Origin of the sequence: Allobosea sp. BH3 (assembly GCF_025499465.1) — a bacterium.
Classification (GTDB): Bacteria; Pseudomonadota; Alphaproteobacteria; order Rhizobiales; family Beijerinckiaceae; genus Allobosea.
On record NZ_JAIMCA010000002.1, the window covers coordinates 487,483 to 514,321 of the forward strand.

Consider the following 26,839-nt stretch of genomic DNA (forward strand, 5'->3'; position numbering starts at 1 on the left):
TGGCGCGCGCCACTGGTTGGCCAAGCCGGTCCAGGAGTGAACTTCAGGACGCGCGGGCCAAGCCGCGACGCCCTCACGCCTTCATGTGAAGCGTCACCAGCACGGTGATTTCGGCCCCCGTAGGCAGCGTGGCGGCCACCCGCACGAAATTGCCGAAATGGGCGAGGCGCTGGAAGGTCACCGCGTCCTTCGCCGCCGGCAGCGCGAATTCGGAGCCTTCCGGGCACCAGTGCATGCCGTCGGCCGAAATCTCGATGCGGGCCTTGGGAAGAGTCCCCTTCGGCTGCTTCAGGGCGCGGACGAAGACGATCGCCTCCTTCGCCCAGCCGGCCTCATAGGGCTCCGTGGCGCTCTCGCCGGTCCAGCTCTCGTTGCGGGCGACGATGGCGGTGAGGTTCTCGGGCAGCATCAGAAATCTCCCGACAGGCAGACGGAATCGAGATAGGCGAAGGCGCGCTTGTCGGTGTCCGTCTCGGCGAAGAAGGCGAGGTTCAGCATGCACCACAGGTTCTTCATCGCGGGGATGCGGATGCAGTCGAAGCCCTCCATCGCGAAGACGCGGTCGTTCACCTGGAATCTGGTCGCCTGCATCGCCGCGAGGTCGAAGTCGAAGCGCAGATAGTGCCAGTTCACCTTGGTCGGGATCTCGTTGTAGCAGAGCCGCTGCTCGCCGCCGGGCAGATCCTCCCAATCGTCGGGCGACAGGTGGTAGTGCGTGATGGTCTTGCCAGCGGTTCCGATCGGTTTGATCGGCGTCGTCCTGCGCTTGAACTGCCATTTCTGGATGTGCTTTCCGTCCTGCGCGTTGAGAAAGCGCAGATGCGGCATGACGCGGTCGCCCGGCCCCGAGGTATCGCCGATCTGGAGATCGTAGAGGAAGCCGAAGGACCGGATATCCGTCTCGGAAAGCGCAAGGTCCGTGGCCTCCGGCTTGAAGGTGAAATAGGCCTCGAGCCGGATAGGGCCGGGCTTGCGGAAGGTCAGCCGCTTGATCGCGACGTTCTGCGCGCCCTTCCTCGCTCGCGTTGCGATCTTGAGCGCGTAGGAGCCGTCGACGCCGCCATGCGAGCCGAAGTCCCAGTTCGGCAGCGTCGAGAGCATGGCGTGGCTGTGCTGCGCATAGCCCGGCAGCATCGCGTCGAGACTGTCCTCGTAATTGCCGACGAGCTGCGTCCAGCCGCACATGCCGCGATCGAAGTCGTCGAGGCAGATGATGCGCGGCTGGGGGTCGAAGCGGCTGAGTTGCGGGTCGCTCTCGCGGAGCGCACGGCGCAGATCGTCGAGCTGAGTCATGGCGATTACCCCTTCACCGAGCCGGCGGTCAGCCCGGCCACGAGATGCTTCTGCATGAGGATGACGAAGGCGAGCACCGGCACGAGCTGCACGGTGGAAGCGGCGAAGAGCACGCCCCATTCGACGCCTTCCACGGCGCCGATCATCTCGGAGATCACCAGCGGCGCGGTCTTGGCCTTGGTGGTCGTGAAGATGAAGGCGAAGAGGAACTCGTTCCAGGCATAGACGATAACGAAGACCGAGACGGCCAGCATGCCCTGCGCCGCCATCGGCAGGATGATGCGCGTGATGATCTGCAGCCGCGAGGCGCCGTCCATCATCGCCGCCTCGTCCATTTCGCGCGGGATCTGGTCGATGAAGGTGCGCATCACCACCGTGCCCAGCGAGACGAAGAAGGTGGCGTAGAGCACGATCAGGATGACATGCGTGTCGTTGAGGCCGAGCCAGTTCACCACCGGGAAGAGCGGCAGCGTGATGACGATCGGCGGGATCAGCCGGATGAAGATCAGGAAGAAGGCCGAGGCCTGAAGCCCCCGCGAAGCGAAGCGCGAATAGGCAAAGCCGGCCAGCAGCGAGACGCCGACGGCCAGCACCGTCGCGCCGACCGTCACCAGAAAGCTGTTCCAGAGTCCGAAGAAGAAATCGCCCCAGCGGTTCCAGAGCGCTTCGTAATTCGCCAGCGTCGGCATGAAGGCGAAAGCGCCGCCCGTCGAGAAAATGTCGCGGTCCGCCTTGAAGGAGGACATCGCGATCAGGCCGATCGGCAGCAGCGACCAGGCGACGATCGCCAGGACGCCGACGAGTTTGAGGAGATAACGCGCGAACTTAGCCACGGGCGAACATCTCCCTATAGAGCCGGCGCAGGTAGAACAGCGCGAGCACGAGGGAGGCGAGCACCATCAGCCAGCCAGTAGCGGCGGCCGGGCCGAAAGCGTTGTAGCGGAAGGCCTCGAGATAGAGATAGACGGCCAGAACCTCGGTGGTGCGCGCCGGGCCGCCGCCGGTCATCAGCCAGACCTCGGAGAAGAGGCGGAAGGCGAAGATGTAGCGAAACAGCGCGGCGATCAGCAGCGCCGGCATCAGGAGCGGCAGGGTCACGCGCCGGAAGGCCGTCCAGGGCGAGGCGCCATCGATGGCGGCCGCCTCGTAGAGGTCGGTCGGGATCGACAGCCGCGCGGCGTAGAGGATCACGAAGCTGAACGGAAGGTGCAGCCAGATCGAGAGCAGGCTGACCATGGCGAGCCCGTGGCTCGGGTTCACCGCCCATTCGATCGGCGGCAGGCCGAACGAGGCCAGCAGCCGGCTCATCATGCCGACCTCCGGCTCGAACAGGAAGCGCCACATCACCACCGCCGAGACCTCGCTGACGGCATAGGGCGCGAGCACGATGGCCAGCAGCAGCGGCCGGAACGGCACGCCGGCGGCGAAGAACAGCGCCATGCCCAGCCCGATCAGCAATTCGACATGCACGACCACGGCGACGACGATCACCGTGTTGAGCAGCGCCTTCCAGAAATAGGGGTCGGCGAGCACCTTGGCGTAGTTGGCGAGCCCCACGAAGACGGCCTGCTGGCCGAAGGAGGACTGGTTGAGGCTCAGCCAGAACACATAGAGCGCCGGTAGGAAGATGATGCAGCCGATCATCAGCTGCACCGGCGTGACCAGTGCGATGGCCGAAAGAGGGGTGCGGGCCGACATCACGCGATCCGGAAGCGCTTCAGCGCCGCGCGGTCGATCTCGACCCCGAGGCCAGGCCCTTGCGGCACCACGAGCCTGCCATCGACGAGCTGCGAGCCTTCGCCGACGACCGGGTGCGTGAAGGCGTCGCGCAGCGGGTTCTCGTAGACCATGCACTCGAAGGTGCGGAAGCTCTCGGCCGCCGCGGCCAACTGAAGGCTGGCGGCGACGCAGATCGCGCCGGACCAGCCGACATGCGGCGCGTAGGCCGTGTTGAAGGCGGCGGCGAGTTCGGCGATGCGCCAGGTCTCGGTGATGCCACCCGAGCGCGTCACGTCGGGCTGGATCAGGCCCAGCGAGCGGTCCTGCAGCATGGTCAGCGCCTCGCCGGCGACGAAGTCGCTCTCGCCGGCGGCGAGCCGGATCGGCAGATGCTGGGCGAGCCGGCGATAACCCTCGCGGTCATGCGGGGCGATCGGCTCCTCGAAGAAGCCGTAGCCGAGATCGGCCAGCGCCCGGCCGACGATCATGGCGTCGTCGACGTCATAGGCCCAGTTCGCATCGACATAGAGCGCGATATCGTCGCCCGCGAGCCGGCGGATGAGCTTCGCCCGCGCCACCGCGTCCCGGAGCGGATGCCCGAGCTTGACCTTGATCTCGCGGAAGCCGGCCTTCAGGGCTGCCGCGACCTCGGCTTCGACCGTCGCATCGTCGAGCCAGTTGATCGAAGAGGCATAGGCTGCCAGTTCCGTGCGCCCCATGCCGCCGAGCAGCTTGTGGATCGGCAGCCCCGCCTGTTTCCCGGCAATGTCCCAGAGCGCGATGTCGACCGCGGCGATGGCCTCGACCACCTGCCCGCCCGGACGGCCCGAGAGTGCGGCGCGCATCGCTTTCCAGAGCGCGCGCCGGTCGGCCGCATCCCGCCCCAGGAGCCGCGGCACCAGCGCATCCTCGATGAAGCGGGCATAGCCGGCCGCGCCGCGCCGGCACAGCCCCTCGCCAAAGCCGATAGTATCGCCCTCCGTCTCGACCTCGACGACGACGAGCTCGATGGCGGGATAGTCGCCCTGCGAGGTGCGCTGGACCTTGGGCAGGGTCGCCCGGAGCGGATGCACCTCGACCCTGGTGATGCGATTTGCCGACATGCGGCGCGTCCTCCCCAGGACATTGCATTGATGTCGATGCCGCGTTGGGCATCTACTTATCTGATAGGTTGAACAGTTGCCAAGGAACGAGGCATCTGTCAATGATGCAGCCGGAGACGATGAATGAGCGACGCTGCGCAGTCCCTGTCCGATGACGACGACCTCTTCTCAGGGGGCGATGTCGTGCCGATGCGCCTCGGCGACGCCGTCATCCAGCGCCTCACGGCGGCGATCCATGACGGGCGGCTAAAGCCAGGCGACTCCCTGCCATCGGAGTCGCGCATTGCCGCCTCCTTCGGTGTCAGCAAGCCGATTGCGCGCGAGGCCATCCGCCAGCTCGCAGCGATGGGCGTCGTGCATATCCAGCAGGGCAAGCCAACGCGCGTGCAGGCACTCGATGCCGCGCCGCTCGACCGCTTCTACCGCTTCGCCGTGCGCGGGCGCCAAAACGGACTGACAGAGGCGGTGGAGCTGCGCCGCATCCTCGAGCCGCCGATCGCCGCCCATGCCGCGCATCGCCGGAGCGACAGCGACATCGAGAAGCTCGACCTGATCCTTGCCCGGATGGAGGATGCGCTTGGCAATGTTCCGCTCTGGATCGAAGCCGATCTCGATTTCCACGAAGCCGTTGCCGCCTCTTCCGGCAATCGCCTGCTCGACTTCCAGATTCGTGGCCTGCGGCCCGTGATCCGCGAGGTGATGGAGATCTTCAATTCGCGCGAAGCGCGCGGCCCGCAGGACTGGCGCCGCACATTCGAGCGCCACCAGCGCGTCGTCGAGGCAATCCGCGCCGGCGATGCCGGCGCGGCCTCGGCGGCCATGAGCCAACATTTCGAAGCGGCAGAAGCCGCCATCGCGGAGCTCGCGAACCACAGGGAGGACAGCAACCATGACCGAGAGGACGGGTCTAGACCGTAGGCAGTTCGGCGCCGGCATCATCGGCCTGAGCTTCGCCGCGCTGGGCGCCACGCCCGGCCGCGCGCAGCAGCAGGGCGGGCCGCTCAACGTCTTCACCCATCGCGTCATGCAGACGGTCGCGACGGGCGCGCAAGGCGGAGACATCACCAAGGACTGGGCGCAGAAGAACGGCGTCACCGTTCAATGGACGACCTTCGACACCGGGCCGCTGCAGGAGCGCCTCTTCCGCGAGGCGAGCCTCGGCGAAACCTCCGTCGATGTCGGCTTCGTCGTCAACACGCAGGTCGTGCCGCGCGCCGCGACGCTGTTCGAGCCGCTCGACGAATACCTGAAGAAGGACCCGGTCGAGGACGTCTCCGACATCTTCCCCGGCCTGATGAAGGGCATGCACATCGGCGGCAAGCAGCTCGCAGTGCCCTTCCGCCATGCCTCCTCAGGCCTGCACTACAATGAAGAGATCCTGGCCGAGAAGGGCTTCTCCAAGCCGCCGGCGACGATCGAGGAAATGATCGAGATCGCCAAGGCCTGCAGCTATCGGCGCGCCGACGGCACGCAGGTCGTCGGGCTGTGCACACCCGGCGTGACCTATCCGAACGTGATCGACCTCGCCCGCGCCTGGGACGGCGAGTTCATCACGCCCGACTTCAAATGCGCCGCCGACCAGCCGGCGATGCTGAACGCGATCCGGACGCTGCGCGAGCTCTTCCAGGCCAACGCCTTCCCGCGCAATTTCGCGACGCTCTCGCCGGAGGACGTCAATGTCTGGATGCAGCAGGGCCGCGCGGCGATGAGCCTGCAGAGCATGGGCCGCAACCGCATCTACAACGACCCGCAGAAGTCGAAATTCTCCGGCAAGATCAAAACCATCGCCGTGCCGGCCTCGAAGACGCTCGCCGGCAAGTACGACGCGGCGCCAGCCAAGGTTGAATTCTGGGGCATGGTCATCCCGAAGAACGCCAAGCGCAAGGACCTGTCCTGGAGCTTCATCAAGGCGATGGCCTCGAAGGAGGCGACGCTCAAGGCCGCGCTCAACGGCAACGGGCCGGTGCGCGCCTCGACCTATGCCGACCAGAGCTTCGCCGACTCCGTGCCCTATGCCTCCGAGGAGCTGAAGGTGCTGAAGGTCGCGCGGGTGCCGCTGCCGGCCTTCGACGAGGCGGCCCGCGCCGGCGATCTCTTCAAGGAGGAGGCGGAGGCTGCCGTCCTCGGCATGAAGACGCCCGAGGAGGCGATGGCGGCGCTGGTCAAGCGCGTGCAGCCGCTGCTGCCGGCCTGAACGAACAAGCAGAACACGGCGCGGGAACAGCGCCGGAACCATATCCGGGAGGATAGCCATGACGTTTCAGATTTCGCGCCGCCGTTTCGGCGCGCTTGCCGGCGCGACGGCCGCCTCGGCGCTTCTTCCGGCAAGCGCCTTCGCCCAGGCGAAGACGCTGACCGCGCTCGGCCACCGCGTCCACCAAACTGCTGCGACCACCGGTCCTGGCGGCGACGCGACCGAGGGCTTCCGCAAGGCGAGCGGCGCCGATGTGAACTGGGTGACCTTCGGCGACGTCAACGCCGTGCATGAACGCCTGCTGCGCGAGGCCTCGCTGTCCGAGACCTCGATCGACGTCGCCTATCTCGTCAACGGCCGGGCGGTGCCGCGCAACCTGCAGCTCTTTGAACCGCTCGACGCCCTGATGAAGCAGGCGCCGATCGAGGCCTTCGACGATTTCGCGCCGGGCTTGCTCGCGCCTCTCAACGCCGATGGCGCACTGCGCGGCATCCCGGTGCGCCATGCGACAAATGCGCTGATCTACAATGAGGCGCTGCTCGAAGAGCGGGGCGTCACCAAGCTGCCGATGAGCTTCGAGGAGTTGATCGAGCTCGCCCGCAAGCTGACCTTCAAGCGCGACGACGGCACGCAGGTCTACGGCCTCGCCTTCACCGCCGTCTTCGCCTCGAACTTCCTGACCCTCGCCCGCTGCCTCGGCGGCGACTACATGACGACCGACGGCAAGATCGTCGCAGCCGAGCCGCCGATGGTGAAGGCGCTCACGCTGCTCGCGGATTTCTACAAGGCCGGGGTGCTGCCGCGGAACTTCGCGACGGTGAACAACGAAGAGATCACGACCTGGATGCAGCAGGGCCGGGCGGCGATGACGATCAACCCCTTCGCGCGGCTCGTCACCTATAACGACCCGTCGAAAGGCAAGTATGGCGGGCGCTTCAAGTCGCTGCTGCCGCCGATGTCCGCCGATCTCGCCGGCAAGGTGGCCTTCGCGCCGACGGTCGAATTCTGGTCGCTGATGATCCCGAAGAACGCGAAGCAGAAGCCGCTGAGCTGGGAGTTCATCCGCGCCCTCTCCTCAAAGGCCGGCACAACCGCGATGGCGCTGAACGGCAACGGCCCGACGCGGCTTTCGACCTATGCCGACGAGAAGCTGAAGGCGGCGATGCCGTACGCGGCTGACGAGGCGGCCGCGCTCAAGGCCTCGCGCATCCACCTGCCGGCCTTCGACGAACAGGCCCGCGCCCACGACATCTTCATCGAGGAGACGCAGGCCGCCGTGCTCGGCCGCAAGCCGGCGCAGCAGGCGATGGACGACGCGACAGCGCGCGTGAAGCCGCTGCTCGGCTGATGGCAGGCGCGCTTTCGGGACGCGTCGCGCTGGTCACCGGCGCGGCGCGCGGCATCGGCCTGGCCATCGCAACCGCCTTTGCCGAGGCGGGCGCGCGCCTCCTGATCCATGACCGGGACGAAGCGGCCGTCGCTGCAGCAGACCAGCTCGGCAGCGGAAACGGGCGCGCGATGCCACTGATCGCCGATCTGGCTGAGCCCGGCGCCGTTGCCCGAATGGCTGCCGAGCTGGTCCGGCTTGCGGTCGAACCGGATATCCTCGTGCTCTGCGCCTCGGCCGAAATCCGCCAGACGGTGCAGGAACTGAGCGACGAGGCGCTGGCGCTGCAAAGCGAGGTCAACCTGCATGCGACGGCGCGGCTTCTGAAAGCCTTCCTGCCCGGCATGCAGAGCCGCGGCTTCGGCCGCGTCATCGCGATCGGCTCCGTGCAGGAGCGACGGCCCAATGCCGATTGCCTGTATTACGCAGCCACCAAGGCGGCGCAGACGAGCATGATCCTGAACCTGGCGCGCACCACGCAGGCGCCGGACATCACCTTCAACGTGATCCAGCCCGGCGCGATCCGCACGGATCGCAACCGCGCGATCCTCGCCCAGCCGGGCCGCGAAGAGCAGGCTCTGGCGCGCATCCCGCTCGGCCGGATCGGCAGCCCCGAGGACTGCGCGGGAATGGCGGTGCTGCTCTGCTCGCCGGCCGGAAGCTACATCAACGGCGCCGGGATCGCGGTGGATGGCGGGATGCGGCTCTGACGGTCGCAGTTCCCGCCCCGCCCTGCCCTCAGCCCTTGCCCCGCGCTGGGACCATGATCGCGCCCGAGGCGGCGACGACCAGCGCGAGGCCGAGCCAATCGGTCGGTGTCGGCCGCTCGCCGAGGAGCAGCACCGAGCCGAGCACGCCGACCGCCGGCACCATCAGCGTGCCGAGGCTGGCGATGCCGGCCGGCAGCCGCGAGACGACGACGAACCAGAGGAAATAGGCCAGCGCCTGCGCGCCGACGATATGGAAGGACAGCGCCGCCGCGACATGCGGCGAGAGCAGCTTCGGCACCGGCAGCCCCTCGAAGACCAGCATGCCGATGCCGGCCGCTGCGCCGCCGATCAGCAATTGCCAGGCAGCGATGGTCAGCGCCGGTGCGGCGACCGGCCAGCGCTTCGTCACCATGGTGCCGAGCGCCCAGCTCCACGCCGCGATCAAAGCAAACAGCAGGCCCAGCGAGAGCTGCCCCGCCATGATCAGCGGCAGGCCGAGGCAGACGAGGCCGGCGATGCCGAGTCCAAGCCCCGCCAGCCGCCTGCCGTCGAAGGCCTCGCCGAGGATGGGGCGGGCGAGCAGCGTCGCCCAGATCGGCATGGTGAAGGTCAGGATCGCGGCGCGCGAGGTCGGCGCCGCAAGCTGCGCGAAGGCGAGCAGCACGTTGAAGGCCGCGACCGAGAGGAAGCCGGCCAGCAGCAGGCGCGGCCATTGCCCGCGCGGCACGGCGAGCGGCACGCCGCGCGCCAGCGCCACGACGACGAGCACGAGCCCGGCGAAACCCATGCCCGAGGCACGCAGCGTCCAGGGCGCGATCTCCGTCAGCGAGATCCGGACCGCCGGCCAGTTGAAGCCCCAGAGCAGGCCCAGCAGCGGGACGAGCAGGACGGCCCGCCCCGGAGGAATCTGGCTCAAGCGGAAATGCTTTCGACGCCGCACCATTCGGCGATGAACAGCGCCATCGCGCCGGTGATGCGCTTGACCGAGGCGAGGCTGACACGCTCGTCGAAGGCGTGGATGTTCTCGCCCATCGGCCCGTAGCAGAGCGCCGGAATCTTGTCGTAGAGCGCATGCACGCGGGTATCGAGATACGCTACCGTCGTGAAGCTCTTGAGCGGCTTGCCCAGCGCCGACTCATGGGCGCGGGCGAGCACGGCCTCGGCCTCGCTGCCGGGCTCCAGCACATAGCCCTCGGCCCAGAAGCCGTTGAACGTCACCTTCGGCGGGTTGTTGGCGAGGAAGGAATCGGCGCGCGCGGCGGCGCGGATGCAGTCCTCGATACGCTGCGCGATCTCCTTGGCGGTGACGCCCGGATAGAGGCCGACGCGACAATCCACCTTGCACCAGCACGGCACGGAGGAGGCCCAGTCGCCGCCCTCGATCTTGCCGATGTTTAGGTTGATCGGATGCGGCTCGTTCTCGAAATGCTCGCGGCCGGCTTTCTCGACGTTGAACTCTTCTTCCAGCTTCCTCAGGGCCGCGACGACGCGATAGGCCGCGTCGATGGCGTTGGCGCCGATGCCCATCTCGCGCACATGGGCGGGGATGCCGCGCACCTCGAACTGGAACCAGAGCACGCCCGCATTGGCGCGGGCGAGCATCTCGTATTCGGGCTCCGGGATCAGCGCGGCATCGGCGCGGTATCCGCGCAGATGCGTCATCAGCGCGCCGTTGCCGGTCGATTCCTCCTCTACGACCGATTCCAGATAGACGGTCGCGGCCGGCTGCAGGCCGATGCGCTTCAGGGCGTCGAGCGCATAGAAATTGGCGCCGGCGCCGGCCTTCATGTCGGCGCTGCCGCGGCCATACATCCAGTCTCCCTCGATGACGGGGTCGAAGGGAGCATGCTTCCACTGGTCGAGCGGCCCGGCCGGCACCACATCGACATGGGCCTGCAGGATGAGCGAGCGGCCCTTCTCCTCGCGCGGATGGTGGATGCCGACGACGATCGGCGCCTGCGAATGGAATTCGGAGAACGGCGCCCCGCCCGGATGGGCGGCGATGGCGGCCTCGTCCATCTTGAAGCGATCGATGGTGAAGCCGCGCTCGGTCATGGCCCGGAAAACGAAGTCCTGGCAGGCGTGCTCTTCGGCCCGCAGCGAGGGGAAGCGGATGAGCTCCTGCGTGAAGGCGACCTGCTCGGCGAAGCCCTCCTCGACGGAGGCGAGGATCTTGTCGCGAAGGGCGGGATCGAGAGGCATGGGCAGGAACTCCTTTTAGGCCAGAGCCGTCATGCTCGGCCTTGTGCCGAGCATCCACGTCTTGCGACATGGATGAAGGGAAAGACGTGGATGGCCGGGACAAGCCCGACCATGACGCGGAGTGCGCTCCGCGCCATTAGTGCCCGAAGCGCCCGCCGCCCGGCACAGCCGCAAGCAACTGCCGGGTATACGCGTGCTGCGGGGCGGCGAAGAGCGCCGCGGTCGGGCCGCTCTCGACGATGCGGCCGCGCTGCATCACGGCGATGCGGTCGCAGATCTGCGCGGCGACGCGCAGGTCGTGGGTGACGAAGAGGATGGCGAGGCCGAGCCGCTTCTGGATGTCCTTGATCAGCTTCAGGATCTGCGCCTGGACCGAAACGTCGAGCGCCGAGACGGCCTCGTCCGCCACCAGCACATCCGGTTCGAGAGCGAGCGCGCGGGCGATGCCGACACGCTGGCGCTGGCCGCCGGAGAACTCGTGCGGATAGCGGTCTATGGCATTGGCGGAGAGGCCGACCAGCTCCAGCAGCTCGCGCGCCTTCGCCAGCGCCTCCTTGCGCGGCATGCCGTGGGCGACCGGCCCGTCCGAGATGATGCGGCCGACCGTCTGGCGCGGGTTGAGCGAAGCGAACGGGTCCTGGAAAACCATCTGGATGCGCTTGCGCTGTTCGCGCAGTTCGGCGGGTTTCAGCTCCGATAGAACGAGGTCACCGAGCGCGATGCGGCCACGGTCGGGCTCGATCAGCCGCAGGCAGCAGCGCCCGACCGTCGACTTGCCGGAGCCCGATTCACCGACGAGGCCGAGCGTCTCCCCGCGCATCAACGAGAAGGAGATTTCGTCGGCCGCCTTCACTTCGCGGGCCACGCCGAAGAGGGAGCGCTTGCGATAGGTCTTGCCGAGGCCCTCGACGCTGATGACCGGCGCCGTCTCCGGCAGCGGCGAACGCTCCGGCGGCGTCAGGGAGGGCACGGCGGCGAGCAGCTTCTGCGTATAGGAATGCTGCGGAGAACCCAGCACCTGATCGGCCGTGCCTTCCTCGACGAGAATGCCCTTCTCCAGCACGGCGATGCGGTCGGCGATCTCGGCGACGACGCCCATGTCATGCGTGATGAAGAGCACCGCCGTGCCATGGCGGTGGCGCAGGTTGTCGATGAGCTTGAGGATCTGCGCCTGCGTCGTGACGTCGAGCGCCGTGGTGGGCTCGTCCGCAATCAGGAGCTTCGGCTCCAGCGCGAGCGCCATCGCGATCATCACGCGCTGGCGTTGGCCGCCCGAGAGTTCATGCGGGTAGGCGCGGGCGAGACGCGGCGGGTCGGGCAGGCCGACCTCGGTCAAGAGCTCGATGGCGCGCGCCCGGCGCGTCGCCTTGTCGTGCAGACCGTGGGCCTCGAAGGTTTCGACGATCTGGTCGGAGATGCGCATGACTGGGTTGAGCGAAGTCATCGGCTCCTGGAAGATCATGCCGATCTCGCGGCCGCGCACATCCTGCATCGCGGCCTCGTCGAGGCTGAGCAGGTCGCGCCCGGCGAGCTTGATCGCGCCGGCCACCGGCTTCACCGCCTTGGGGAGCAACCCCATCACGGCATGGGCGATCATCGACTTGCCCGAGCCGGACTCGCCGACGACGCAAAGCGTCTCGCCCGGCGCTATGGAAAGCGTGACGCTCTCCACAGCATTCGCCCGGTCTGCCATCGCCGGCAGCGCCAGGGTCAGCCCCTCGATTGCAAGAGCGGGCGCGGTCATTCGCGCCCCCTGGCGAGGCGGGGATTGAGCGCGTCGTTCAGTCCCTCGCCGGCGAGGTTCAGCGCGAGCACGGTGAGAAAGATCGCAAGGCCCGGGAAGAAGGAGATCCACCAGGCATCGAGCAGGCGCGTGCGGCCGGCGCCGACCATGTAGCCCCAGCTCATCAGGTTGGGATCGCCGAGGCCAAGGAAGGAGAGCGAGGATTCGAGCAGGATCGCCGAGCCGATCATCAGCGAGCCCATGACGATGATCGGCGCGATGGTGTTCGGCAGCACCTGGCTGAAGATGATGCGTGGCGTGGACTGGCCGATCGTGACCGCGGCCTGCACATATTCGCGCGTCTTGAGCGAGAGCACCTCGCCGCGCACGAGCCGCGCCACCGGCGGCCAACTCACGACGCCGATGGCCAGCACAATCGAGCCGAGCTGCGGCTGCAGGATCGCCACCAGCACGATGGCGAGCGCGAAGGAGGGAATGGTCTGGAAGAACTCGGTGAAGCGCATCAGAGCATCGTCGACGAAGCCGCCGGCATAGCCCGCGACTGCGCCGAGCGGCACGCCGATCACCAGCGCCACCAGCGTCGAGACGATGCCGATCATCAGCGAAACGCGCGCGCCATGGACCATGCCCGCCGCGAGATTGCGACCGAGCGTGTCCGTGCCGAGCGGGAAGCGCTCCATCACGAAAGGCGCCTGGAACGGCCGGTAGACCGGCCGCCACGGCGATTGCGGATAGAGCGTCGGGGCCAGGATCGCGAAGGCGACGACGGCGAGCAGGATGACGATGCCGATGACGGCGCCGCGATTGCGGAGGAAGCGCTTGAGGAAGTTCATGCAGCGTTTTCCCCACAGCCCTCATCCTGAGGAGCGCCGCAGGCGCGTCTCGAAGGATGGTCCAGTTGCTTCCAGAGCCTCCTGAAGCATCCTTCGAGACGCCGCTGACGCGGCTCCTCAGGATGAGGGCTCGATTTGGATAGGCGATGGACCTTCATGCGCTCGCCTCGATGCGCGGATCGGCGATCCGGTAGACCAGATCGGTGATGATATTGAAGCCGACGACCATCGCCGAGGAGATGAAGAAGACGCCGAGCAGCACGGAATAATCGCGCTGGACCAGCGCATCGAACATCAGCCGGCCGATGCCGGGCCAGGCGAAGACGGTCTCGGTCAGCACCGCGCCGCCCACGAGCTGCCCCGCCTGCAGGCCCGCCAGAGTCACCACGGGCAGGATGGCGTTGCGGGCGACATGCCGGCGCCAGACCTTGGATGGCGAGACACCCTTGGCGCGGGCCGTCTTGACGAAATCAGCGCCCGCGATCTCCAGCATCGAGGCGCGCATCATCCGTGCATAGAGCGCGGTGAAGAACAGGCCGAGCGTCAGCGCCGGCAGGATGAGGTGATGGCCGATGTCGAGCGCGCGGCCGAGGACGCCGTAATGCGCGCCGATGGTCTCGTAGCCGACATTCGGCACGAGGCCGAGCTTCAGCGCGAAGACGATCTGGCTCATCAGCGCGATCCAGAACAGCGGTGTGGCGTAGAAGGCGAGCGCCAGCGTGGTGATGACGCTGTCCGACCATTTCCCGGCCCGCCGCGCCGCGAGCGCGCCCATCGCCGTGCCGACGATCAGCGAGACGAGGAAGGCCGCGCCCGTCAGCAGCAGCGTCGCGGGGAGACGATCAAGGATCAGGCTCAGCACCGGCTGCTGCTGGCGATAGCTGAAGCCGAGATCGAAGGTGAGATAGCCCTTGATATAGATCCAGAGCTGGGTGGTCAGTGGCTCGTTCAGCCCGAAGCGCTCGCGCAATTGCTGCAGCAGCACCTCGTCGGCCGCGCCCGCCTCGCCGGCCAGCACCTGCGCCGGGTCACCCGGCGCAGCGCGGATCAGGAAGAAATTCAGGACGGCGATGGCCAGGAGCGTCAGCACGCCCTTGGCCAGCCGGCTGCCCAGGAAGGTGAGAAGGTTCATTCAGACCCAATCCGCAATGACGAGGCTCAAGCCGTCATGCTCGCCCTCGTGGCGAGCATCCACTCCTTGAAACCCGCATTCGGCAAGCGAAGACGTGGATGGCCGGAACGAGCCCAACCATGACGGGGAAGCCGTCGCGCGCTTCTTTTGCGCGCGACGCTGTCCTCAATCCTTCCAGGCGTCCTTGAAGCCGTCGTTCACGCCGATGGCGGTGGAGACGAGGTTCTTGACGTTGCAGCGATAGATGGTCGGGAAGTCCATCTCGAGCTGCCAGAGCACCGGCACCTCGTCGGCGAGAATCTTCTGCACCTTCGTGTACAGCTCCTGCCGGGCGGCGTCCGTCGGCGCGATGGCCGCATCGGCAAAGAGCTTGTCGACTTCCGGGTTCACATAGGCGCCCTGGTTGCCGAAGGGATTGCCCTTCACGATGTTGGTCGAGATGTAGTTGCGCGCCACGCCCGTCGCCGGGTCGCCGAGCTGGTAGAGATAGTTGAAGGTCAGGTCGAAATCGCCATTCGAGGCCTTCTGCGTCCAGCCCGGAACGTCGGTGGTCTCGATCGAGACGTTGATGCCGACATCGGCGAAGTTCTGCTTGATCGCCTCGGCCCAGCGGCTCCAGGTCTCGCCATAGGGCAGCGCCAGGATCTTCAGCGGCTCGCCCTTGTAGCCGGAGGCCTTGACCAGCTCCTTCGCCTTGGCGGGATCGTAGGTGTATTTCGGCACGTCGGCCGAATAGAACTTCGTCTTCGAGGAGATCGGCCCGGTCGGGATCTTGCCCAGGCCGGCCCAGACCACGTCCTTGCCGAATTCGCGGTCGATCGCGAACATCATGGCCTGACGGAACTGCTTGTTGGCGAGCGGGCCGCCCCTGGCGATGTTCGGGGTCAGCCAGGCATGCGGGGCGAACATCTCCCAGCCCTTGGTGGTGACGCAGGTGTTCGGCAGCTTGGAGAGACGCTGCACGTCGTAGACGTCGACCGAGCCGCCGGTCAGCACGTCGACCTTGCCCGTTTCATAGGCAACGGCGCGGGCGGCTGCGTCCGGAATGATCTGCCAGTAGACCTCGGCGAGGTTCGGCTTGCCCTTCTGCCAATAATCCTCGTTCTTCACGAGGTGGATATAGGAGCCCTTCTTCCACTCCTTGAGCTTGAACGGGCCGGTGCCGATCGGGGTGTTATTGGCCGGGTTGGCGCGATAATCCGTGCCGTCATAGATGTGCTTGGGGATCATCGGCGCGCCGGCGACCTCCTGCGACAGGATGAGCGGGCCGAAAGGCTGCTTCAGCGTGATCCTGACGGTCAGATCGTCGACCTTCTCGATCTTCTCGACCTGGGCGTTGGCGATCGGCCGCCAGCGCGGATGGACCTCGCGCAGGAACTTATCGAGGGAGAAGACGACATCGTCGGCGCCGAAGGGCTTGCCGTCATGCCATTTCACGCCTTCCTGCAGCTTGAAGGTGTAGGTCTTGGCGTCCGGCGAAATCTCCCAGCTCTTGGCCAGCGAGGGGACGGGCTGCAGCTTCTCGTCATAGCGCAGCAGCGACTCGTAGATGTTGCCGGCGACCATGTTGGTCGGGCCGTTCTGGTTGAGGCCCTGCATCAGCATCGGCGGCTCGGGCTGCACGACGACATGGACGGTTCCGCCCTGCTTGGGCGCCTGCGCCTGCGCTGTACCCAGCGCCAGCAGCGATACCGCAAGCGCCAGACCGAACCGAAAACCTGTCACATGACCCGTCATCGTGCCTATCCCCTGTTTCTTGTCGCGTCGTCCATCGCATCGCGTGGATCGATCGGGCGCCATCGCACCCGATCGCGCGGCGATTGGCAAGCTCGACAGGGGCGTTAGCAAGCTCCGCGCCAGAAAAGGAAAGCGCCGCCCCGAGGCCCTGAGCGGCGCATGACGGCGTGGCGTATCGGCAAGCCGCGAAGCGCTCCTCAGCGCGCCTCCTCGACATAGGTCGCGACGAAGCGGACGAGCTCGCTCTGGCGGGCCGTGCCCGTCTTGGCAAAGAGGCGCTGGAGATGGGTGCGCGCCGTGGTCGGGGCGATGCCGAGGCGCTTTGCGGCGACGATGGTGTCGAGCCCCTCGACGATCAGAGAGAGCATGCGTTCCTCGGTCGGCGTCAGTCCGCAGGCTTCGCTGACATCGGCGATCTTGCGGTCCATCGCACTTTCGGGGTCGTCCACGGTCAGGACGAACAGGTCGATGCTCGCCAGATGGACCGCATCGATCGCGACCTGCCGGCCGCAGCTCAGCGAGAGCGTCAGCCGCGTCTCGCCGGCGGCAGTGCCGTTCTGGCAGCGCTTCAGCCAGCCATGCAGCCGGGCGACGAAATCCTTGTCGGACGCGGTGAAGCGATCCGGGCCGCCCAGCCCCTCACGCGCCATTTCCATCGCGCCGCGATTGCTGAAGCAGATGTTGAGGGAGGCATCGATGACGAAGACGGGTCGAGCCGCGCCGCCGAGCTCATCGGACGACGTCTCGCGCCGCGGCGAAAAGGGGGTGTAGCTCGGCCTGCCGGCCATCGAGACGTGGAGCGTCATGGCAATATCCATCCCTGCGACCTGCGGATCGCACAAGCTGCGCGTCCGCACTCATTGGTCGCGCGAGGATGCGTTTGGGTTCACCCGTCGTTCAGTCTCGGACGATGGAGCCGGCCGCCCGTCATCGGCTGCGGCACCCCGGTGGTCGAAGGCAGGCTGAGCGGCAGCCCCTTCACCGAGCGGATGGCGAAATAGGCGAAGATCTGCGCCTCCAGCGCATCGCCGTCCCAGCCCACGGCCTCGACCGGCTCGACCGGCACGCCAAGGTGCGCACCGAGCCGCGCCATGAAATGCCGATTGAGCCGCCCGCCCCCGCCGACCAGCCAGCGCTTCGGCGCACGCGGCACGTGGCGCAGCGCCGCGACGATGCTCTCGATGGTGAAGGCCGAGAGCGTTGCCGCGCCGTCGGCATCGGAGAGAGCCTCGACGACCTGTGCGCGGCGATGAAAGTCGTTGCGGTCGAGCGATTTCGGCGCCGGGCGGTCAAAGAAGGGATTGGCCATGAAGCCGGCGACGAGATCCTCATGGACCAGCCCGCTGGCGGCGAGCGCGCCGTCCGCGTCATAGGGCCGCCCAAGACGGCGCAGCACGAAATCGTCGAGGATCGCGCTCGCCGGGCCGGTGTCGAAGGCGATGACGGTGTCGCCGTCGATATAGCTGACATTGGCGACGCCGCCGAGGTTCAACACCATGACCGGCTGTTCCAGCCCCTGCGCCAAAGCGCGGTGCCAGAGCGGGGCGAAGGGCGCGCCCTCGCCGCCCGCCGCGACATCGGCGTCGCGGAAGCGGTCGACGGCCGGAATGCCGAGCGCGTCCGCCACCGCCTGCCCGTCGATGAGCTGGCGGGTGAAGCGCTTCTCGGGTCGATGATAAATGGTCTGGCCGTGGAGGCCGACGAGGTCGATCGCGGACAGATCGAGGTTCTGATCGGCGCCATAGCTTCGGATCGCGGCCAGATGATCCGCCGTCACCGCCGCTTCGAGCTCGACAAGCGGTTCGGATGCGGCGCGCTCCGCATCGGCGATTACGGCCTGGAGCGCGCGGCGGGTTTCCGCGCGATAAGGATAGGAGGCTCCTGCGCCGAACAGGACGGCGTCGCGCCCGTCGCTGGTCACCAGCGAAACGTCGATGGCGTCCATCGACGTGCCGCTGATGACACCGATGGCGGTCAGCGTATCGCGCGTCAGATCCCGCCCGGCCAAGCGCTATTCGCCCGGCTGCGGGCCTTCATAGCCGCCGATGATGATGAGGTCGGACTTGCCGGCGGCGCTGAGATGCTTCACCGCCTCCTGATATTCGGGCGAGGCGTAGCAGGCGCGCGCCGTCTCCTCGTCCTTGAACTCGATGACGACGTTGTGCTTGCGCCCTTCGCCGCGGGCGAGCTTGTACTCACCGCCGCGGACGATGAACTTCCCCCCGTATTTGGCGAAGGCGACGGCGTTCAGCGAACGATAGCGGGCATAGGCCTCGTCGTTCTCGACGTCGACACGCGCGATCCAGTAGCCCTTCGTCATGGATCACATCCCCTCGACGACAACGATGTCGATCTCGCCTGCGCCCTCGCGCAGCTTGCGGGCGTCGGCATATTCGGGCGAGGAGACATAGGCCTTGGCCGAAGCGAAATCGGCAAACTCGATGACGATGTTGCGGGCGCGCCCCTCGCCTTCGGCCACCGTCATCTGGCCGCCGCGCACGATCGGCGTGCCGCCATAGATCTTCATCGCCTCGGAGGCCTTCGCGGCATAGGCCGCCCATTTCGTCGCATCCGTGACCTTGGCGCGAGCGATGACATATCCCTTGGGCATGGCTTCAAGTCCGTTCGTTGAGCGGAATCGGTTGGGCGCCGAGCTTACGAAGCGGCGACGATCTCGTCCATGACCGCGCCAGCCGCCGCACGCGGGTCTGCCGCGCGGATGATGGGACGCCCGACGACGAGATGGTCGGCGCCGACGCGGATCGCCTCGGCCGGGGTGAGGGTGCGCTTCTGGTCGCCAGCGGCGCTGCCGGAAGGGCGGATGCCCGGCGTGACGATGACCATGTCCGGGCCGATGACGTCCCGCACGATCGCGGTCTCGGCCGCCGAGCAGACGATGCCGTCGATGCCGGCCGTGCGGGCCTGCTCGGCGCGCAGGCGCACCAGATCGCGCACCGCCAACCCGTAGCCGGCATCGCGCAGGTCGGTGTCGTCATAGGAGGTGAGCGCGGTCACGGCGAGCAGCTTCAGCGCCGCATCGCCACGTCCCTCGACCGCGCCGCGCATGGTCTGCGGATAGGCATGGACGGTGAGGAAGGTGACGCCGAGCTTGGTCAGCGAGTCGACGCCCTCGGTGACGGTGTTGCCGATATCGTGGAGCTTCAGGTCGAGGAAGACCTTCTTGCCCTCGGCGACGAGCTGGCGCGCCAGATCCAGCCCGCCGGCAAAGGCCAGCCGATAGCCGATCTTGTAGAAGGTGACGCCGTCTCCCAGCGTCGAAACGAGGCGGTAGGCGTCCCAGACGGTCGGCACGTCGAGCGCGACGATCAGGCGGTCGCGGACGTCGTTGAGCTTCTGCGGCATGGCCATCTCCCGAGTTTCGAGGGAAGGCGCATGATTCGAAAGGAGATGCAAGGCCATGGCGGCTTCAAGCCCAAGCCCGGCCGCAGCCTCCGCTGCCCCGCTCGCTAACGCGCCGCCTCAGTTCAGGGCCGCCCATTTCTTCCAGTTCTCACGCGCGAATTTCAGCTCGTCGGGCGTGTATCGCTCCTTCTTCTTGATCTTGAGCACCGTCCCGACGGGCACGCGGTTCGGATTATTGCCGATGGCCTTCTGGTTGTATTTCCAGATCAGCGGCCAGAGCTCGAAGACGCCGTAACGCTCCTTCGAAATCTGCGAGAGCATGGTGCCGGCCCTGGTCGGCGGCGTGTCCGGCATGAAATCGGCCGGGTTGAGTGCCGGCGGCTCGCTGCTTGCGCGGGCGGCCTGCGCATCGAGGCTCGCCTTCACCGCCTGTATGCCGAGCTTGAGCTTCTGAAGCTGCAGCTTCGCATCGAATTCCGGTGCGTTTGCACCGTAATGTTTCGGCTCTGTCGCAAGCGCGCTCCAATATTCGGCCGCCGCCATCCAGCCCTTGAGATCGACATAGAGAAACTGGCTGCCGTTGCGCTTGAAGGATTCAGGCAGGTGCGAGGCGATGCCGAAATACGAGAGCTGATACCAGACCGCGGCAAACGCATTCAGCCCGCTGTTCTTATCATACGCCCGCTTGGCGCGCATGATCGGTTCCTTGAGGAACGGGTCGAAGATCATCTCGTAGGCTCCGGCGGCGAGAAAGCTCGCAGCCGGCGTCAAGACGACGGAGAGATAGGCCGCGCGATAGACGTGCTCGACATTGGCGCAGTGCTCCCGGTTGAAGTAGCCGTCCGGCCTGCCGAGGCCCATGTTAACGTCCTCGATCGCCCAGTCCTGCCCTTCGGCGCGTGTCTGGCTGATCCAGTCGCTCGCGGTAACGAGAATCCGAACGTTCGGCGTCGGCTCGATGAGCAGAAACGCGTCAGTCACGGGCGTCGCGGTCCATCCCCGCGCGAGAAGCTGTTTACCCTTGTCCCAGACGAGAAGAGCCAGCTCTTTCTCCTTCGGGTCGGTGAAGAACGAATCGATAGACCGGATGCCCATGGCAAATTTTCTCGCCCTTCACGCGGCCGCGCCGCGCCGGGCGCATCCGACCCGCAACGCCGTGCCGCAACGTCATTCGTTCGGATGATCCGGCGGATCGACTGCGAAAGGGGCAGGCTGGAGCGTGCCGATTTGCCCGGAACCACGCCGCGATTCCATTCCGTGAAAAATCAGCAGCGCTCAGGCGGCTTGCGGCGTTCGCACCGGGTAAAGGGCCTTGCTCAGAAGCATTGCACGCCCTGGCCCCTCATCTTGCAGGTGCTGGTCGGCCGCGTATCGACGGACGGCGAGGCATAGAACTCGCCTTCCCGCGGCACATAGATCTGCGCGTCGTCTCGCATGTCGTCCATGCCGCCGGGCCCGGACAGGTCGCGGCCGGATGCGCAAGCGGCGAGGAGAAGGCCGCACGCGACCACGAATAACTTCGTCATAAGCTGGACTCCCAAGTTGACCCGATCCTGCCGCGAGCCGGGCGCCAAGTCACGCCCGGAAGGTGCGGTTCCCGCGCACAAGCCTTCACCCGCCAGCGTTTCCGCGTGCGGTGAACATGAGGGGCAGCGGAGCGCCGCGAGGCGCAGGTTTGGTATTGAGCCGCTTCCATTGAGCCAGGAAACGGCGCGGATGGATTGAGCCACCATCCGCACGCCCCGTGGCGCTCCGCTTATCGGCGATTTCGGACCTCGGGCCGCGCTTATACGGCTGGGCGGTTCAGGAGCTGCGGGTCAGGACGCCAGTTCGGCTCATCGCCTTGTCGCGTCCGCGCTTACGCAATCCTTCGCCGCCGAGCCTTCCAGCGAGCTCCTCGCACAGGGATCGTAATGTCCCCAGGGCGGTGCCCCGAAGCCTCCCGGGAGTGGATCGTAACTCCACCCGCAGGCGCCGACCCCACCCCTGCCACTGGCATACCTCCGGATGGCTGCCCCTCAGGGGATGAGGTGGAGCGGAGGATAAGCACGGCTTGGAAGGACGGGGATAAGTCTGGGAGAGAAACCGCTGGCGTCATGGTCGCCTTCGGCGCGACCATCCATGTCTTAACATCATAACAATCGGATGAGACTCAGCCTATCGCGCAGCCGGCCAGCTATGCCGCAAAGACGTGGATGGCCGCCACAACGGCGATCATGACGGCCGAGCGCGGCGGCTGTCCTTCTCCTCCCCCGGAAGACGGGTTCCTCGCGCCTTGCATCGAGTCTCCATGCATCGGCCGCGGGGATGTATCGTGATCAGCCCGACCAACTGCGGACTTCGTGCCGGCCGGGAAAACGAATGAGGGAGCGGACACGCCATGGCAAAGAGCGAAGCGACCGGAACGGCCCCGGCTTCTGAGCTGATCGACGGGAGAATCAGGGAGCTGGGCGACTGGAGAGGAGAGCAGCTCGCTCATGTCCGCGCGCTCATCAACGCAGCGGTGCCGGAGGTGACCGAGGAGTGGAAGTGGCGCGGCGTGCCCGTCTGGTCCCATCACGGGCAGATCTGCACGGGCGAAACCTATAAGAGCGTCGTCAAGCTGACCTTCGCGAAAGGGGCTTCGCTCGCCGACCCCTCATCGCTGTTCAATGCTAGCCTCGACGGCAATGTCAGACGCGCCATCGACATCCGCGAAGGCGAAACGCTGGACGAGAATGCCTTTAAGGATCTCGTCCGCGCAGCGGCCGCCCTGAACCGGCCTACCAAGCGATAGCCGTAGTCGGCTTCGGAGGCCATTCTGTCGCAGGCAGATATATCGTCACAAAGTCGCCGAACTTCCTAATCATATCGCCTCAATCCAACGCGTACCACCCATCAAAATCAAAACGAGACAGTGTTGTCAGATAAAGAATTCGGCGAAAGCCACTGATATACGCCTAATAAACTCAGAGCCATCGCGTCTCTGACCTCATCATCCCCGCTTCGTTCGATCAAACTCCCACAATAGATCGAATCCTCGGCATCTATTCGACATCGAATGGATCCGAAGCGCTGGCGCTCGGCTGCCCCTTTCCCGGAGATTCCCTCATGACGCGCATCGCCTCGCTGGCGCTGCTCGCGCTGACGGCGTTTGTCGTTCCGTCGGCCGCATCCACACCGATCACGTCTCTCATCCTCTCCGGCGTGCCCGTCGTCCTCGACGGCGACACGCTGGCCAAGGAACAGCGCTGCCTTGCCGAGGCGATCTATTTCGAGGCCCGCTCGGAGCCCGAGGACGGCCGGATCGCCGTTGCGCAGGTCGTGCTGAACCGGGTGAGAAGCGGCACCTATCCGGGCTCCGTATGCGGCGTCGTCTACCAGAACCGCCACCGCCACCTCGCGTGCCAGTTCTCCTTCGCCTGCATGGGCAAATCGCTGCGCGTCAGAGAGTCCGAGCCATGGGAGGACGCCGTCCGCCTCGCACGCGACGTCTATGAGGGGAGGATCTATCTGGAAGAGATCGGCGCCTCGACGCATTATCACGCCGATTACGTCCAACCGGACTGGGCGAAGCGCCTGAGGAAAATGGACGTGATCGGACGCCACATCTTCTATAGCTGAGCAGGCACGTCCGGTGCCCTGCGACCGCGGCTACCGGACGCCTCGAACGATCTGCTTTTACTGGCGAACGGTGTTCATGGCGTAGGAATTCCCCGCCGGACCGGCCTTCCCCTTTTCCGGCATATCCGGACAATTGGTGATCGCAACGATCGAGCCCTTGGGCGCGCCGTGGCACTCCGCCTCGATGCTGCCGGCAGGCAAGCCGGCCAAAGCCAGCGTCAGGCCGCTAATACCGATCATCAGTGAAGCGAACAGATAGTTCATCGCGGATCTCCGATCATTCTCGGTTATCCAACGCCTCGCTATCCGGACTGTTCCCGATATCGCTGAGGCCGACCGCTGACGGCGATCGTCTCAACCGAGCCGCAGGCGGTCTACTCGCGCGCCCGCTCGTATCGCAAAATGCCGGCCAGCCGGCCCTTGGCGCCGGCGGGCTGATCGCTGGGATGGTTGATGCCGTCGCTGACCGGCACCTCCGCGAAATCGAAGGGGCTGGCGCCTTCGATGCAGGCCACGTTCACCGCGATCTGGCCAGGGCTCGAGCGGCGCAGGTGATGGGTGTAGATGCCGCAGGCCGAGCAGAAGAAGTGCCGCGCCGTGCCGGTGTTGAACTGGTACTCGGCCAGCGCGTCCTCGCCCGCGACGATCCTGACGCCATCGCGCGTCGCTCCCACGACGACTGCTCCGCGCATGCGGCAGAACGAGCAATCGCATCGACGCGGCTTGTCGAAACCTTCGGCCAGCGTGACCTCGAAGCGCACGCGCCTGCAATGGCAGGCCGCCTGAACAACCGCTTCACCCGCCATCGCCACGTCCTCGCCAGAGCGCGCGGACCTCGTCCGCGCCGCGCCCGGCCATAGCAGAGCGCGGCGCCGCCCGCCACGATCGGGGGACAGTGCCGCTCAGAACCCCGGCATCTCGGGCGCCGGCTGGCGCTGGGCCATCACCTGCTGGAAGACCTGCGTCCAGACCTCGGGCGGCTGGGCGCCCGAGACGGCGAGCTTGCCGTCGATGATGAAGAAAGGCACGCCGGTGACGCCGACCTCGCGGGCATGGTTCTCCAGCCCGATCACCGTCTCGCGCAGCTCGTCGTTGATGAGCTCCTCGCGGGCAGCCTGCTCGTCGAAGCCCTGCTCCACCGCGATCTGGATCAGCGTCTCCAGATCACCGATATCGCGCCCGTCCTGCCAATAGGCCTTGAACAGGGCGGCCGTCATCTCGCCGCCGCGCTGCACGGTCGAGGCGGCTGCGACCAGCATATGCGCCATGCGGGTGTTCGCGCTGCGCGTGACCTTCGACCAGTTGAAGGTCACGCCGCTTTCGAGCGCCGCCTCCGAGAGCCTGACCTCGATCTCGCGGCGCTTGCCGGGACCGAACTTGGAATCGAGATATTGCGCGCGGTCCATGCCTTCTTCGGGCATCTCCGGGTTCAGTTCATAGGGCAGCCAGGTGATGGCGACACGATCGGTCAGGCCATGGCGAGCGAGCGCCGTCTCCAGCCGCGCCTTGCCGATGAAGCACCAGGGGCAGGCGATGTCCGAGACGATCGCGAGTGGCAGCTTCTCTTCCATGACGGCTCCTTGGACGGCTTCTGCGCTGAACGCGTTTGGTCAGGCGGGCGGATAAAGATGCCGCTCGCCGTGGCGATCCTCGGCGAAAGCCTCAGCGCCGGGCGTCTCGCAGCCCGAGAGGAAAGCCGGCCCGACCGGAATCTTCCCCGCTCCGCCGGGGATGTCGAGGATATAGGTCGGCTGGCACAGCCCCGAAAGATGGCCGCGCAGGCGTTTGACGAGGGCCTGCCCCTCCTCCAGCGAAAGCCGGAAATGCGAGGTGCCGGGCGCAAGGTCGGGGTGGTGCAGGTAATAGGGCTTCACCCGGTTCTCGACGAAGGCGCGCATCAGGCCCGAAAGCGTCTCGACATCGGCGTTGATGCCCTTGAGCAGCACGGACTGGCTGAGCAGCACATGGCCGGCATCCGCAAGCCGCGCGATGGCCTCGCGGGCGTCATCGGTGAATTCGCGCGGGTGGTTGGCGTGGATGGCGATGTAGCTCGCCTTGCCCGGGATGCGCAGCGCCTTCGCATAGTCCGGCGTGATGCGGGCGGGGTCGACCATCGGCACGCGGGTATGCCAGCGCGCCACCTTGATATGCGAAATGGCGGCGAGGCGCCTGGCGACCCCGCGCACGCGGCGGGCGGAGAGGATGAAGGGATCGCCGCCCGTCATGATGACCTCCCAGATATCGGGCCGGGAGGCGAGATAGGCGAGCGCCGCATCGAGCTTCGCGCCGGTCAACGCGTCTCCGCCGGGGCCGACCATCTCGCGGCGGAAGCAGAAGCGGCAATAGACCGGGCAGGCATGGACGAGCTTGAGCAGCGCGCGGTCGGGGTAGCGATGGACCACGCCCTCGACGGGCGAATGGGCGTCGTCGCCGATCGGGTCGGCGAGTTCCTGCGGCAGCGTCACGAGCTCGGCGGCATCGGGGACGAACTGGCGCGCGATCGGATCGGCCGCATCGGCGGGGTCGATCAGCGCGGCCATGGCGGGCGTCACCGAGACGGCGTAGCGCTCGCTCACCGCCTGCAGCTCCTCGCGGCGCTCGGACGCGACGAGCCCGGCCTCGACGAGGGCGTCGATGCTGCGCAGGGGCTGGCCGCCGGGAGGCTGGTGGACCGTCATGCGCCTCCCCTGCCCGGTTCCGCGACCGGCGTCCAGAGCACGTCCTCGATCCGGCGCGATGCCGTCACCAGCATCACGAGCCGGTCGAAGCCGAGCGCGATACCGGAGGCGGCCGGCATTCCGGCGAGCGCGGCCAGGAAATCCTCGTCGACCGGGTAGCGCTCGCCATAGATGCGCTCCTTCTCGTCCATATCGGCCTCGAAGCGACGGCGCTGCTCGTCCGCGTCGGTGAGTTCGCCGAAGGCGTTGGCGAGCTCGACGCCGCAGGCATAAAGCTCGAAGCGCTCGGCGACGCGCGGATCGCCGGGCTTCGGCCGGGCCAGCGCGGCCTCGCTGATCGGGTATTCGCAGAGGATCGTGGCACGGCCGCGACCGAGTTGGGGCTCGACACGCTCCGAGAGCACGCGACTGAAGATGTCGGACCAGCTGTCATCCGCCGCCAACCGGATGCCGCCCTTCTCCGCGGCCGCGGCCAATGCAGGACGGTCCGTCGTGCCATCGGGCGAGACTGTTCCCAGCAGGTCGATGCCGGCATGGCGAGCGAAGGCATCGTGCAGTGTCAGGCGCTCCGGCTCGGCGAAGGGATCGGCTTGCGTCTCGCGCCAGCGCAGCGTGGTTACGCCGGCGGCGCGAGCGGCCTCGGCCAGCAACGCCGCGCAATCGGCCATCAGCACCTCGTAATCCTCGCCGGCGCGATACCATTCCAGCATCGTGAATTCGGGGTGGTGCAGCGCCGTGCGCTCGCGATTGCGGAAGACGCGGGCGAAATCGAAGATGCGCGTCTCGCCGGCCGCCAGCAGCTTCTTGCAGGCGAATTCGGGCGAGGTGTGCAGATAGTAGGGATGCCCCTCGGCGGCGTTGTCGATCAGCGTCGTGCCGAAGCCGTGCAGATGCGTCTCGTTGCCGGGCGAGAGCTGCAGGACAGCCGCCTCGACCTCGGTGAAGCCCCTGTCCTCGAACCAGCGGCGCAGGCGCGCCCTGACCCGCCCGCGGGCCAGCAGCGCCGGGCGACGGTCGGCATGGATGTCGGGCCGCCAGAAGGGCAAGGGGGCTGAACTCATCGAATCTCGCGCCGGATAGCTTTCGTTTCGCGCGCGGATGCGGTAGTTGCGCGGCGACAGAATTTCGCATAGCGCGCGGG

28 protein-coding genes and 1 pseudogene are annotated in these 26,839 nt (G+C 66.8%); 6 read left to right on the forward strand and 23 right to left on the reverse strand.

Annotated features, from left to right (window positions below; genetic code table 11):
* Positions 1–73: 73 nt before the first annotated feature.
* Genes BoBH3_RS07275 through BoBH3_RS07295 form a run of 5 tightly spaced genes read right to left on the reverse strand, consistent with a single transcriptional unit; the run spans position 74 to position 4,115 of the window.
* Positions 74–409 (reverse strand): hypothetical protein, encoded by a 336-nt coding sequence (locus BoBH3_RS07275; RefSeq protein ID WP_262330096.1) that lies wholly within the window; start codon positions 407–409, stop codon positions 74–76.
* The gene (locus BoBH3_RS07280; protein WP_262330097.1) at positions 409–1,293 is read right to left on the reverse strand and encodes a DUF6772 family protein; all 885 of its coding nucleotides are present in this window, start codon (positions 1,291–1,293) and stop codon (positions 409–411) included. Before BoBH3_RS07280 ends, BoBH3_RS07275 begins: the two co-directional genes overlap by 1 nt.
* A 5-nt stretch (positions 1,294–1,298) precedes the next feature.
* On the reverse strand, positions 1,299–2,126 hold the full coding sequence (locus BoBH3_RS07285; RefSeq protein ID WP_262330098.1) for a carbohydrate ABC transporter permease: 828 nt from the start codon (positions 2,124–2,126) through the stop codon (positions 1,299–1,301).
* A complete protein-coding gene (locus BoBH3_RS07290; RefSeq protein WP_262330099.1) occupies positions 2,119–2,991 on the reverse strand; it encodes a carbohydrate ABC transporter permease in 873 nt (290 codons plus the stop codon). The genes BoBH3_RS07285 and BoBH3_RS07290 overlap by 8 nt, the downstream gene beginning before the upstream one ends.
* The gene (locus BoBH3_RS07295; RefSeq protein WP_262330100.1) at positions 2,991–4,115 is read right to left on the reverse strand and encodes a mandelate racemase/muconate lactonizing enzyme family protein; all 1,125 of its coding nucleotides are present in this window, start codon (positions 4,113–4,115) and stop codon (positions 2,991–2,993) included. The genes BoBH3_RS07290 and BoBH3_RS07295 overlap by 1 nt, the downstream gene beginning before the upstream one ends.
* Positions 4,116–4,238: 123 nt before the next feature.
* On the opposite strand from BoBH3_RS07295, the gene BoBH3_RS07300 reads away from it, so the two are divergent.
* The 4 genes from BoBH3_RS07300 to BoBH3_RS07315 are packed head-to-tail and all read left to right on the forward strand — an operon-like array spanning position 4,239 to position 8,406.
* On the forward strand, positions 4,239–5,033 hold the full coding sequence (locus BoBH3_RS07300) for a FadR/GntR family transcriptional regulator (protein ID WP_262330101.1): 795 nt from the start codon (positions 4,239–4,241) through the stop codon (positions 5,031–5,033).
* The gene (locus BoBH3_RS07305) at positions 5,005–6,309 is read left to right on the forward strand and encodes an ABC transporter substrate-binding protein (protein WP_262330102.1); all 1,305 of its coding nucleotides are present in this window, start codon (positions 5,005–5,007) and stop codon (positions 6,307–6,309) included. The genes BoBH3_RS07300 and BoBH3_RS07305 overlap by 29 nt, the downstream gene beginning before the upstream one ends.
* A gap of 58 nt (positions 6,310–6,367) precedes the next feature.
* Positions 6,368–7,657, forward strand: coding sequence for an ABC transporter substrate-binding protein (locus tag BoBH3_RS07310; protein WP_262330103.1), 1,290 nt, complete (start codon positions 6,368–6,370; stop codon positions 7,655–7,657).
* A complete protein-coding gene (locus tag BoBH3_RS07315; RefSeq protein WP_262330104.1) occupies positions 7,657–8,406 on the forward strand; it encodes an SDR family NAD(P)-dependent oxidoreductase in 750 nt (249 codons plus the stop codon). Before BoBH3_RS07310 ends, BoBH3_RS07315 begins: the two co-directional genes overlap by 1 nt.
* 28 nt (positions 8,407–8,434) lie before the next feature.
* Here BoBH3_RS07315 and BoBH3_RS07320 read toward each other — a convergent pair whose 3' ends face one another.
* From BoBH3_RS07320 to BoBH3_RS07380, 13 genes are all read right to left on the reverse strand, one after another.
* Entirely contained in the window at positions 8,435–9,322 is an 888-nt protein-coding gene (locus tag BoBH3_RS07320; RefSeq protein WP_262330105.1) for a DMT family transporter, read from the reverse strand.
* Positions 9,319–10,608 carry an ArgE/DapE family deacylase gene (locus BoBH3_RS07325; protein WP_262330106.1) on the reverse strand — a complete coding sequence of 430 codons (1,290 nt, stop codon included), beginning with the start codon at positions 10,606–10,608 and terminating at the stop codon, positions 9,319–9,321. Before BoBH3_RS07325 ends, BoBH3_RS07320 begins: the two co-directional genes overlap by 4 nt.
* Positions 10,609–10,744: 136 nt before the next feature.
* Positions 10,745–12,352 carry an ABC transporter ATP-binding protein gene (locus tag BoBH3_RS07330; RefSeq protein ID WP_262330107.1) on the reverse strand — a complete coding sequence of 536 codons (1,608 nt, stop codon included), beginning with the start codon at positions 12,350–12,352 and terminating at the stop codon, positions 10,745–10,747.
* The gene (locus tag BoBH3_RS07335; protein ID WP_262330108.1) at positions 12,349–13,185 is read right to left on the reverse strand and encodes an ABC transporter permease; all 837 of its coding nucleotides are present in this window, start codon (positions 13,183–13,185) and stop codon (positions 12,349–12,351) included. Before BoBH3_RS07335 ends, BoBH3_RS07330 begins: the two co-directional genes overlap by 4 nt.
* A gap of 154 nt (positions 13,186–13,339) precedes the next feature.
* On the reverse strand, positions 13,340–14,317 hold the full coding sequence (locus tag BoBH3_RS07340) for an ABC transporter permease (RefSeq protein WP_262330109.1): 978 nt from the start codon (positions 14,315–14,317) through the stop codon (positions 13,340–13,342).
* Positions 14,318–14,482: 165 nt separating this feature from the next.
* A complete protein-coding gene (locus tag BoBH3_RS07345) occupies positions 14,483–16,054 on the reverse strand; it encodes an ABC transporter substrate-binding protein (RefSeq protein ID WP_262330110.1) in 1,572 nt (523 codons plus the stop codon).
* Positions 16,055–16,251: 197 nt separating this feature from the next.
* Positions 16,252–16,860, reverse strand: coding sequence for a helix-turn-helix transcriptional regulator (locus BoBH3_RS07350; protein ID WP_262330111.1), 609 nt, complete (start codon positions 16,858–16,860; stop codon positions 16,252–16,254).
* Between the two features lie 80 nt (positions 16,861–16,940).
* Positions 16,941–18,062 carry an anhydro-N-acetylmuramic acid kinase gene (locus BoBH3_RS07355; protein ID WP_262330112.1) on the reverse strand — a complete coding sequence of 374 codons (1,122 nt, stop codon included), beginning with the start codon at positions 18,060–18,062 and terminating at the stop codon, positions 16,941–16,943.
* Positions 18,063–18,065: 3 nt separating this feature from the next.
* Complete coding sequence (locus BoBH3_RS07360; protein WP_262330113.1) at positions 18,066–18,374, reverse strand: DUF1330 domain-containing protein; 309 nt, start codon at positions 18,372–18,374, stop codon at positions 18,066–18,068.
* A gap of 3 nt (positions 18,375–18,377) precedes the next feature.
* Positions 18,378–18,665, reverse strand: a complete 288-nt coding sequence (locus BoBH3_RS07365; RefSeq protein ID WP_262330114.1) for a DUF1330 domain-containing protein — start codon at positions 18,663–18,665, stop codon at positions 18,378–18,380.
* A gap of 44 nt (positions 18,666–18,709) precedes the next feature.
* Positions 18,710–19,417, reverse strand: coding sequence for an orotidine-5'-phosphate decarboxylase (pyrF, locus tag BoBH3_RS07370; protein ID WP_262330115.1), 708 nt, complete (start codon positions 19,415–19,417; stop codon positions 18,710–18,712).
* A gap of 117 nt (positions 19,418–19,534) precedes the next feature.
* Entirely contained in the window at positions 19,535–20,512 is a 978-nt protein-coding gene (locus tag BoBH3_RS07375; protein ID WP_262330116.1) for a LysM peptidoglycan-binding domain-containing protein, read from the reverse strand.
* A gap of 221 nt (positions 20,513–20,733) precedes the next feature.
* Positions 20,734–20,943 (reverse strand): hypothetical protein, encoded by a 210-nt coding sequence (locus tag BoBH3_RS07380; protein ID WP_262330117.1) that lies wholly within the window; start codon positions 20,941–20,943, stop codon positions 20,734–20,736.
* Between the two features lie 854 nt (positions 20,944–21,797).
* Between BoBH3_RS07380 and BoBH3_RS07385 the strand changes: the two genes are divergently transcribed.
* Together BoBH3_RS07385 and BoBH3_RS07390 are read left to right on the forward strand one after the other, a co-directional pair.
* On the forward strand, positions 21,798–22,193 hold the full coding sequence (locus tag BoBH3_RS07385; RefSeq protein ID WP_262330118.1) for a DUF1801 domain-containing protein: 396 nt from the start codon (positions 21,798–21,800) through the stop codon (positions 22,191–22,193).
* 434 nt (positions 22,194–22,627) lie between these two features.
* A pseudogene (locus BoBH3_RS07390) lies at positions 22,628–23,020 on the forward strand (cell wall hydrolase); the annotation flags it as partial.
* A gap of 57 nt (positions 23,021–23,077) precedes the next feature.
* On the opposite strand, the gene BoBH3_RS07395 reads toward BoBH3_RS07390, so the two are convergent.
* The 5 genes from BoBH3_RS07395 to epmA all read right to left on the reverse strand — a co-directional run bounded on the left by BoBH3_RS07395 (position 23,078) and on the right by epmA (position 26,759).
* Positions 23,078–23,284: a hypothetical protein gene (locus BoBH3_RS07395; RefSeq protein WP_262330119.1), complete on the reverse strand. Its 207-nt coding sequence runs from the start codon at positions 23,282–23,284 to the stop codon at positions 23,078–23,080.
* A gap of 110 nt (positions 23,285–23,394) precedes the next feature.
* Positions 23,395–23,826 carry a GFA family protein gene (locus BoBH3_RS07400; RefSeq protein ID WP_262330120.1) on the reverse strand — a complete coding sequence of 144 codons (432 nt, stop codon included), beginning with the start codon at positions 23,824–23,826 and terminating at the stop codon, positions 23,395–23,397.
* A 96-nt stretch (positions 23,827–23,922) separates the two neighbouring features.
* Entirely contained in the window at positions 23,923–24,591 is a 669-nt protein-coding gene (locus tag BoBH3_RS07405) for a DsbA family oxidoreductase (protein WP_262330121.1), read from the reverse strand.
* Positions 24,592–24,630: 39 nt separating this feature from the next.
* Positions 24,631–25,698, reverse strand: a complete 1,068-nt coding sequence (locus BoBH3_RS07410) for a lysine-2,3-aminomutase-like protein (protein ID WP_262330122.1) — start codon at positions 25,696–25,698, stop codon at positions 24,631–24,633.
* Positions 25,695–26,759, reverse strand: a complete 1,065-nt coding sequence (epmA, locus tag BoBH3_RS07415; protein ID WP_262330123.1) for an EF-P lysine aminoacylase EpmA — start codon at positions 26,757–26,759, stop codon at positions 25,695–25,697. Before epmA ends, BoBH3_RS07410 begins: the two co-directional genes overlap by 4 nt.
* Positions 26,760–26,839: the final 80 nt, after the last annotated feature.

Coding starts and splice junctions, on each gene's coding strand:
- BoBH3_RS07360 (WP_262330113.1), bottom strand. CDS start 18,374: ATGACGAAGGGCTACTGGATCGCGCGTGTCGACGTCGAGAACGACGAG.
- BoBH3_RS07290 (WP_262330099.1), bottom strand. CDS start 2,991: ATGTCGGCCCGCACCCCTCTTTCGGCCATCGCACTGGTCACGCCGGTG.
- BoBH3_RS07345 (WP_262330110.1), bottom strand. CDS start 16,054: ATGACGGGTCATGTGACAGGTTTTCGGTTCGGTCTGGCGCTTGCGGTA.
- BoBH3_RS07310 (WP_262330103.1), top strand. CDS start 6,368: ATGACGTTTCAGATTTCGCGCCGCCGTTTCGGCGCGCTTGCCGGCGCG.
- BoBH3_RS07365 (WP_262330114.1), bottom strand. CDS start 18,665: ATGCCCAAGGGATATGTCATCGCTCGCGCCAAGGTCACGGATGCGACG.
- BoBH3_RS07375 (WP_262330116.1), bottom strand. CDS start 20,512: ATGGGCATCCGGTCTATCGATTCGTTCTTCACCGACCCGAAGGAGAAA.
- BoBH3_RS07325 (WP_262330106.1), bottom strand. CDS start 10,608: ATGCCTCTCGATCCCGCCCTTCGCGACAAGATCCTCGCCTCCGTCGAG.
- BoBH3_RS07340 (WP_262330109.1), bottom strand. CDS start 14,317: ATGAACCTTCTCACCTTCCTGGGCAGCCGGCTGGCCAAGGGCGTGCTG.
- BoBH3_RS07405 (WP_262330121.1), bottom strand. CDS start 24,591: ATGGAAGAGAAGCTGCCACTCGCGATCGTCTCGGACATCGCCTGCCCC.
- epmA (WP_262330123.1), bottom strand. CDS start 26,759: ATGAGTTCAGCCCCCTTGCCCTTCTGGCGGCCCGACATCCATGCCGAC.
- BoBH3_RS07410 (WP_262330122.1), bottom strand. CDS start 25,698: ATGACGGTCCACCAGCCTCCCGGCGGCCAGCCCCTGCGCAGCATCGAC.
- BoBH3_RS07395 (WP_262330119.1), bottom strand. CDS start 23,284: ATGAACTATCTGTTCGCTTCACTGATGATCGGTATTAGCGGCCTGACG.
- BoBH3_RS07275 (WP_262330096.1), bottom strand. CDS start 409: ATGCTGCCCGAGAACCTCACCGCCATCGTCGCCCGCAACGAGAGCTGG.
- BoBH3_RS07380 (WP_262330117.1), bottom strand. CDS start 20,943: ATGACGAAGTTATTCGTGGTCGCGTGCGGCCTTCTCCTCGCCGCTTGC.
- BoBH3_RS07305 (WP_262330102.1), top strand. CDS start 5,005: ATGACCGAGAGGACGGGTCTAGACCGTAGGCAGTTCGGCGCCGGCATC.
- BoBH3_RS07280 (WP_262330097.1), bottom strand. CDS start 1,293: ATGACTCAGCTCGACGATCTGCGCCGTGCGCTCCGCGAGAGCGACCCG.
- BoBH3_RS07330 (WP_262330107.1), bottom strand. CDS start 12,352: ATGACCGCGCCCGCTCTTGCAATCGAGGGGCTGACCCTGGCGCTGCCG.
- BoBH3_RS07335 (WP_262330108.1), bottom strand. CDS start 13,185: ATGAACTTCCTCAAGCGCTTCCTCCGCAATCGCGGCGCCGTCATCGGC.
- BoBH3_RS07350 (WP_262330111.1), bottom strand. CDS start 16,860: ATGACGCTCCACGTCTCGATGGCCGGCAGGCCGAGCTACACCCCCTTT.
- pyrF (WP_262330115.1), bottom strand. CDS start 19,417: ATGCCGCAGAAGCTCAACGACGTCCGCGACCGCCTGATCGTCGCGCTC.
- BoBH3_RS07400 (WP_262330120.1), bottom strand. CDS start 23,826: ATGGCGGGTGAAGCGGTTGTTCAGGCGGCCTGCCATTGCAGGCGCGTG.
- BoBH3_RS07300 (WP_262330101.1), top strand. CDS start 4,239: ATGAGCGACGCTGCGCAGTCCCTGTCCGATGACGACGACCTCTTCTCA.
- BoBH3_RS07295 (WP_262330100.1), bottom strand. CDS start 4,115: ATGTCGGCAAATCGCATCACCAGGGTCGAGGTGCATCCGCTCCGGGCG.
- BoBH3_RS07315 (WP_262330104.1), top strand. CDS start 7,657: ATGGCAGGCGCGCTTTCGGGACGCGTCGCGCTGGTCACCGGCGCGGCG.
- BoBH3_RS07385 (WP_262330118.1), top strand. CDS start 21,798: ATGGCAAAGAGCGAAGCGACCGGAACGGCCCCGGCTTCTGAGCTGATC.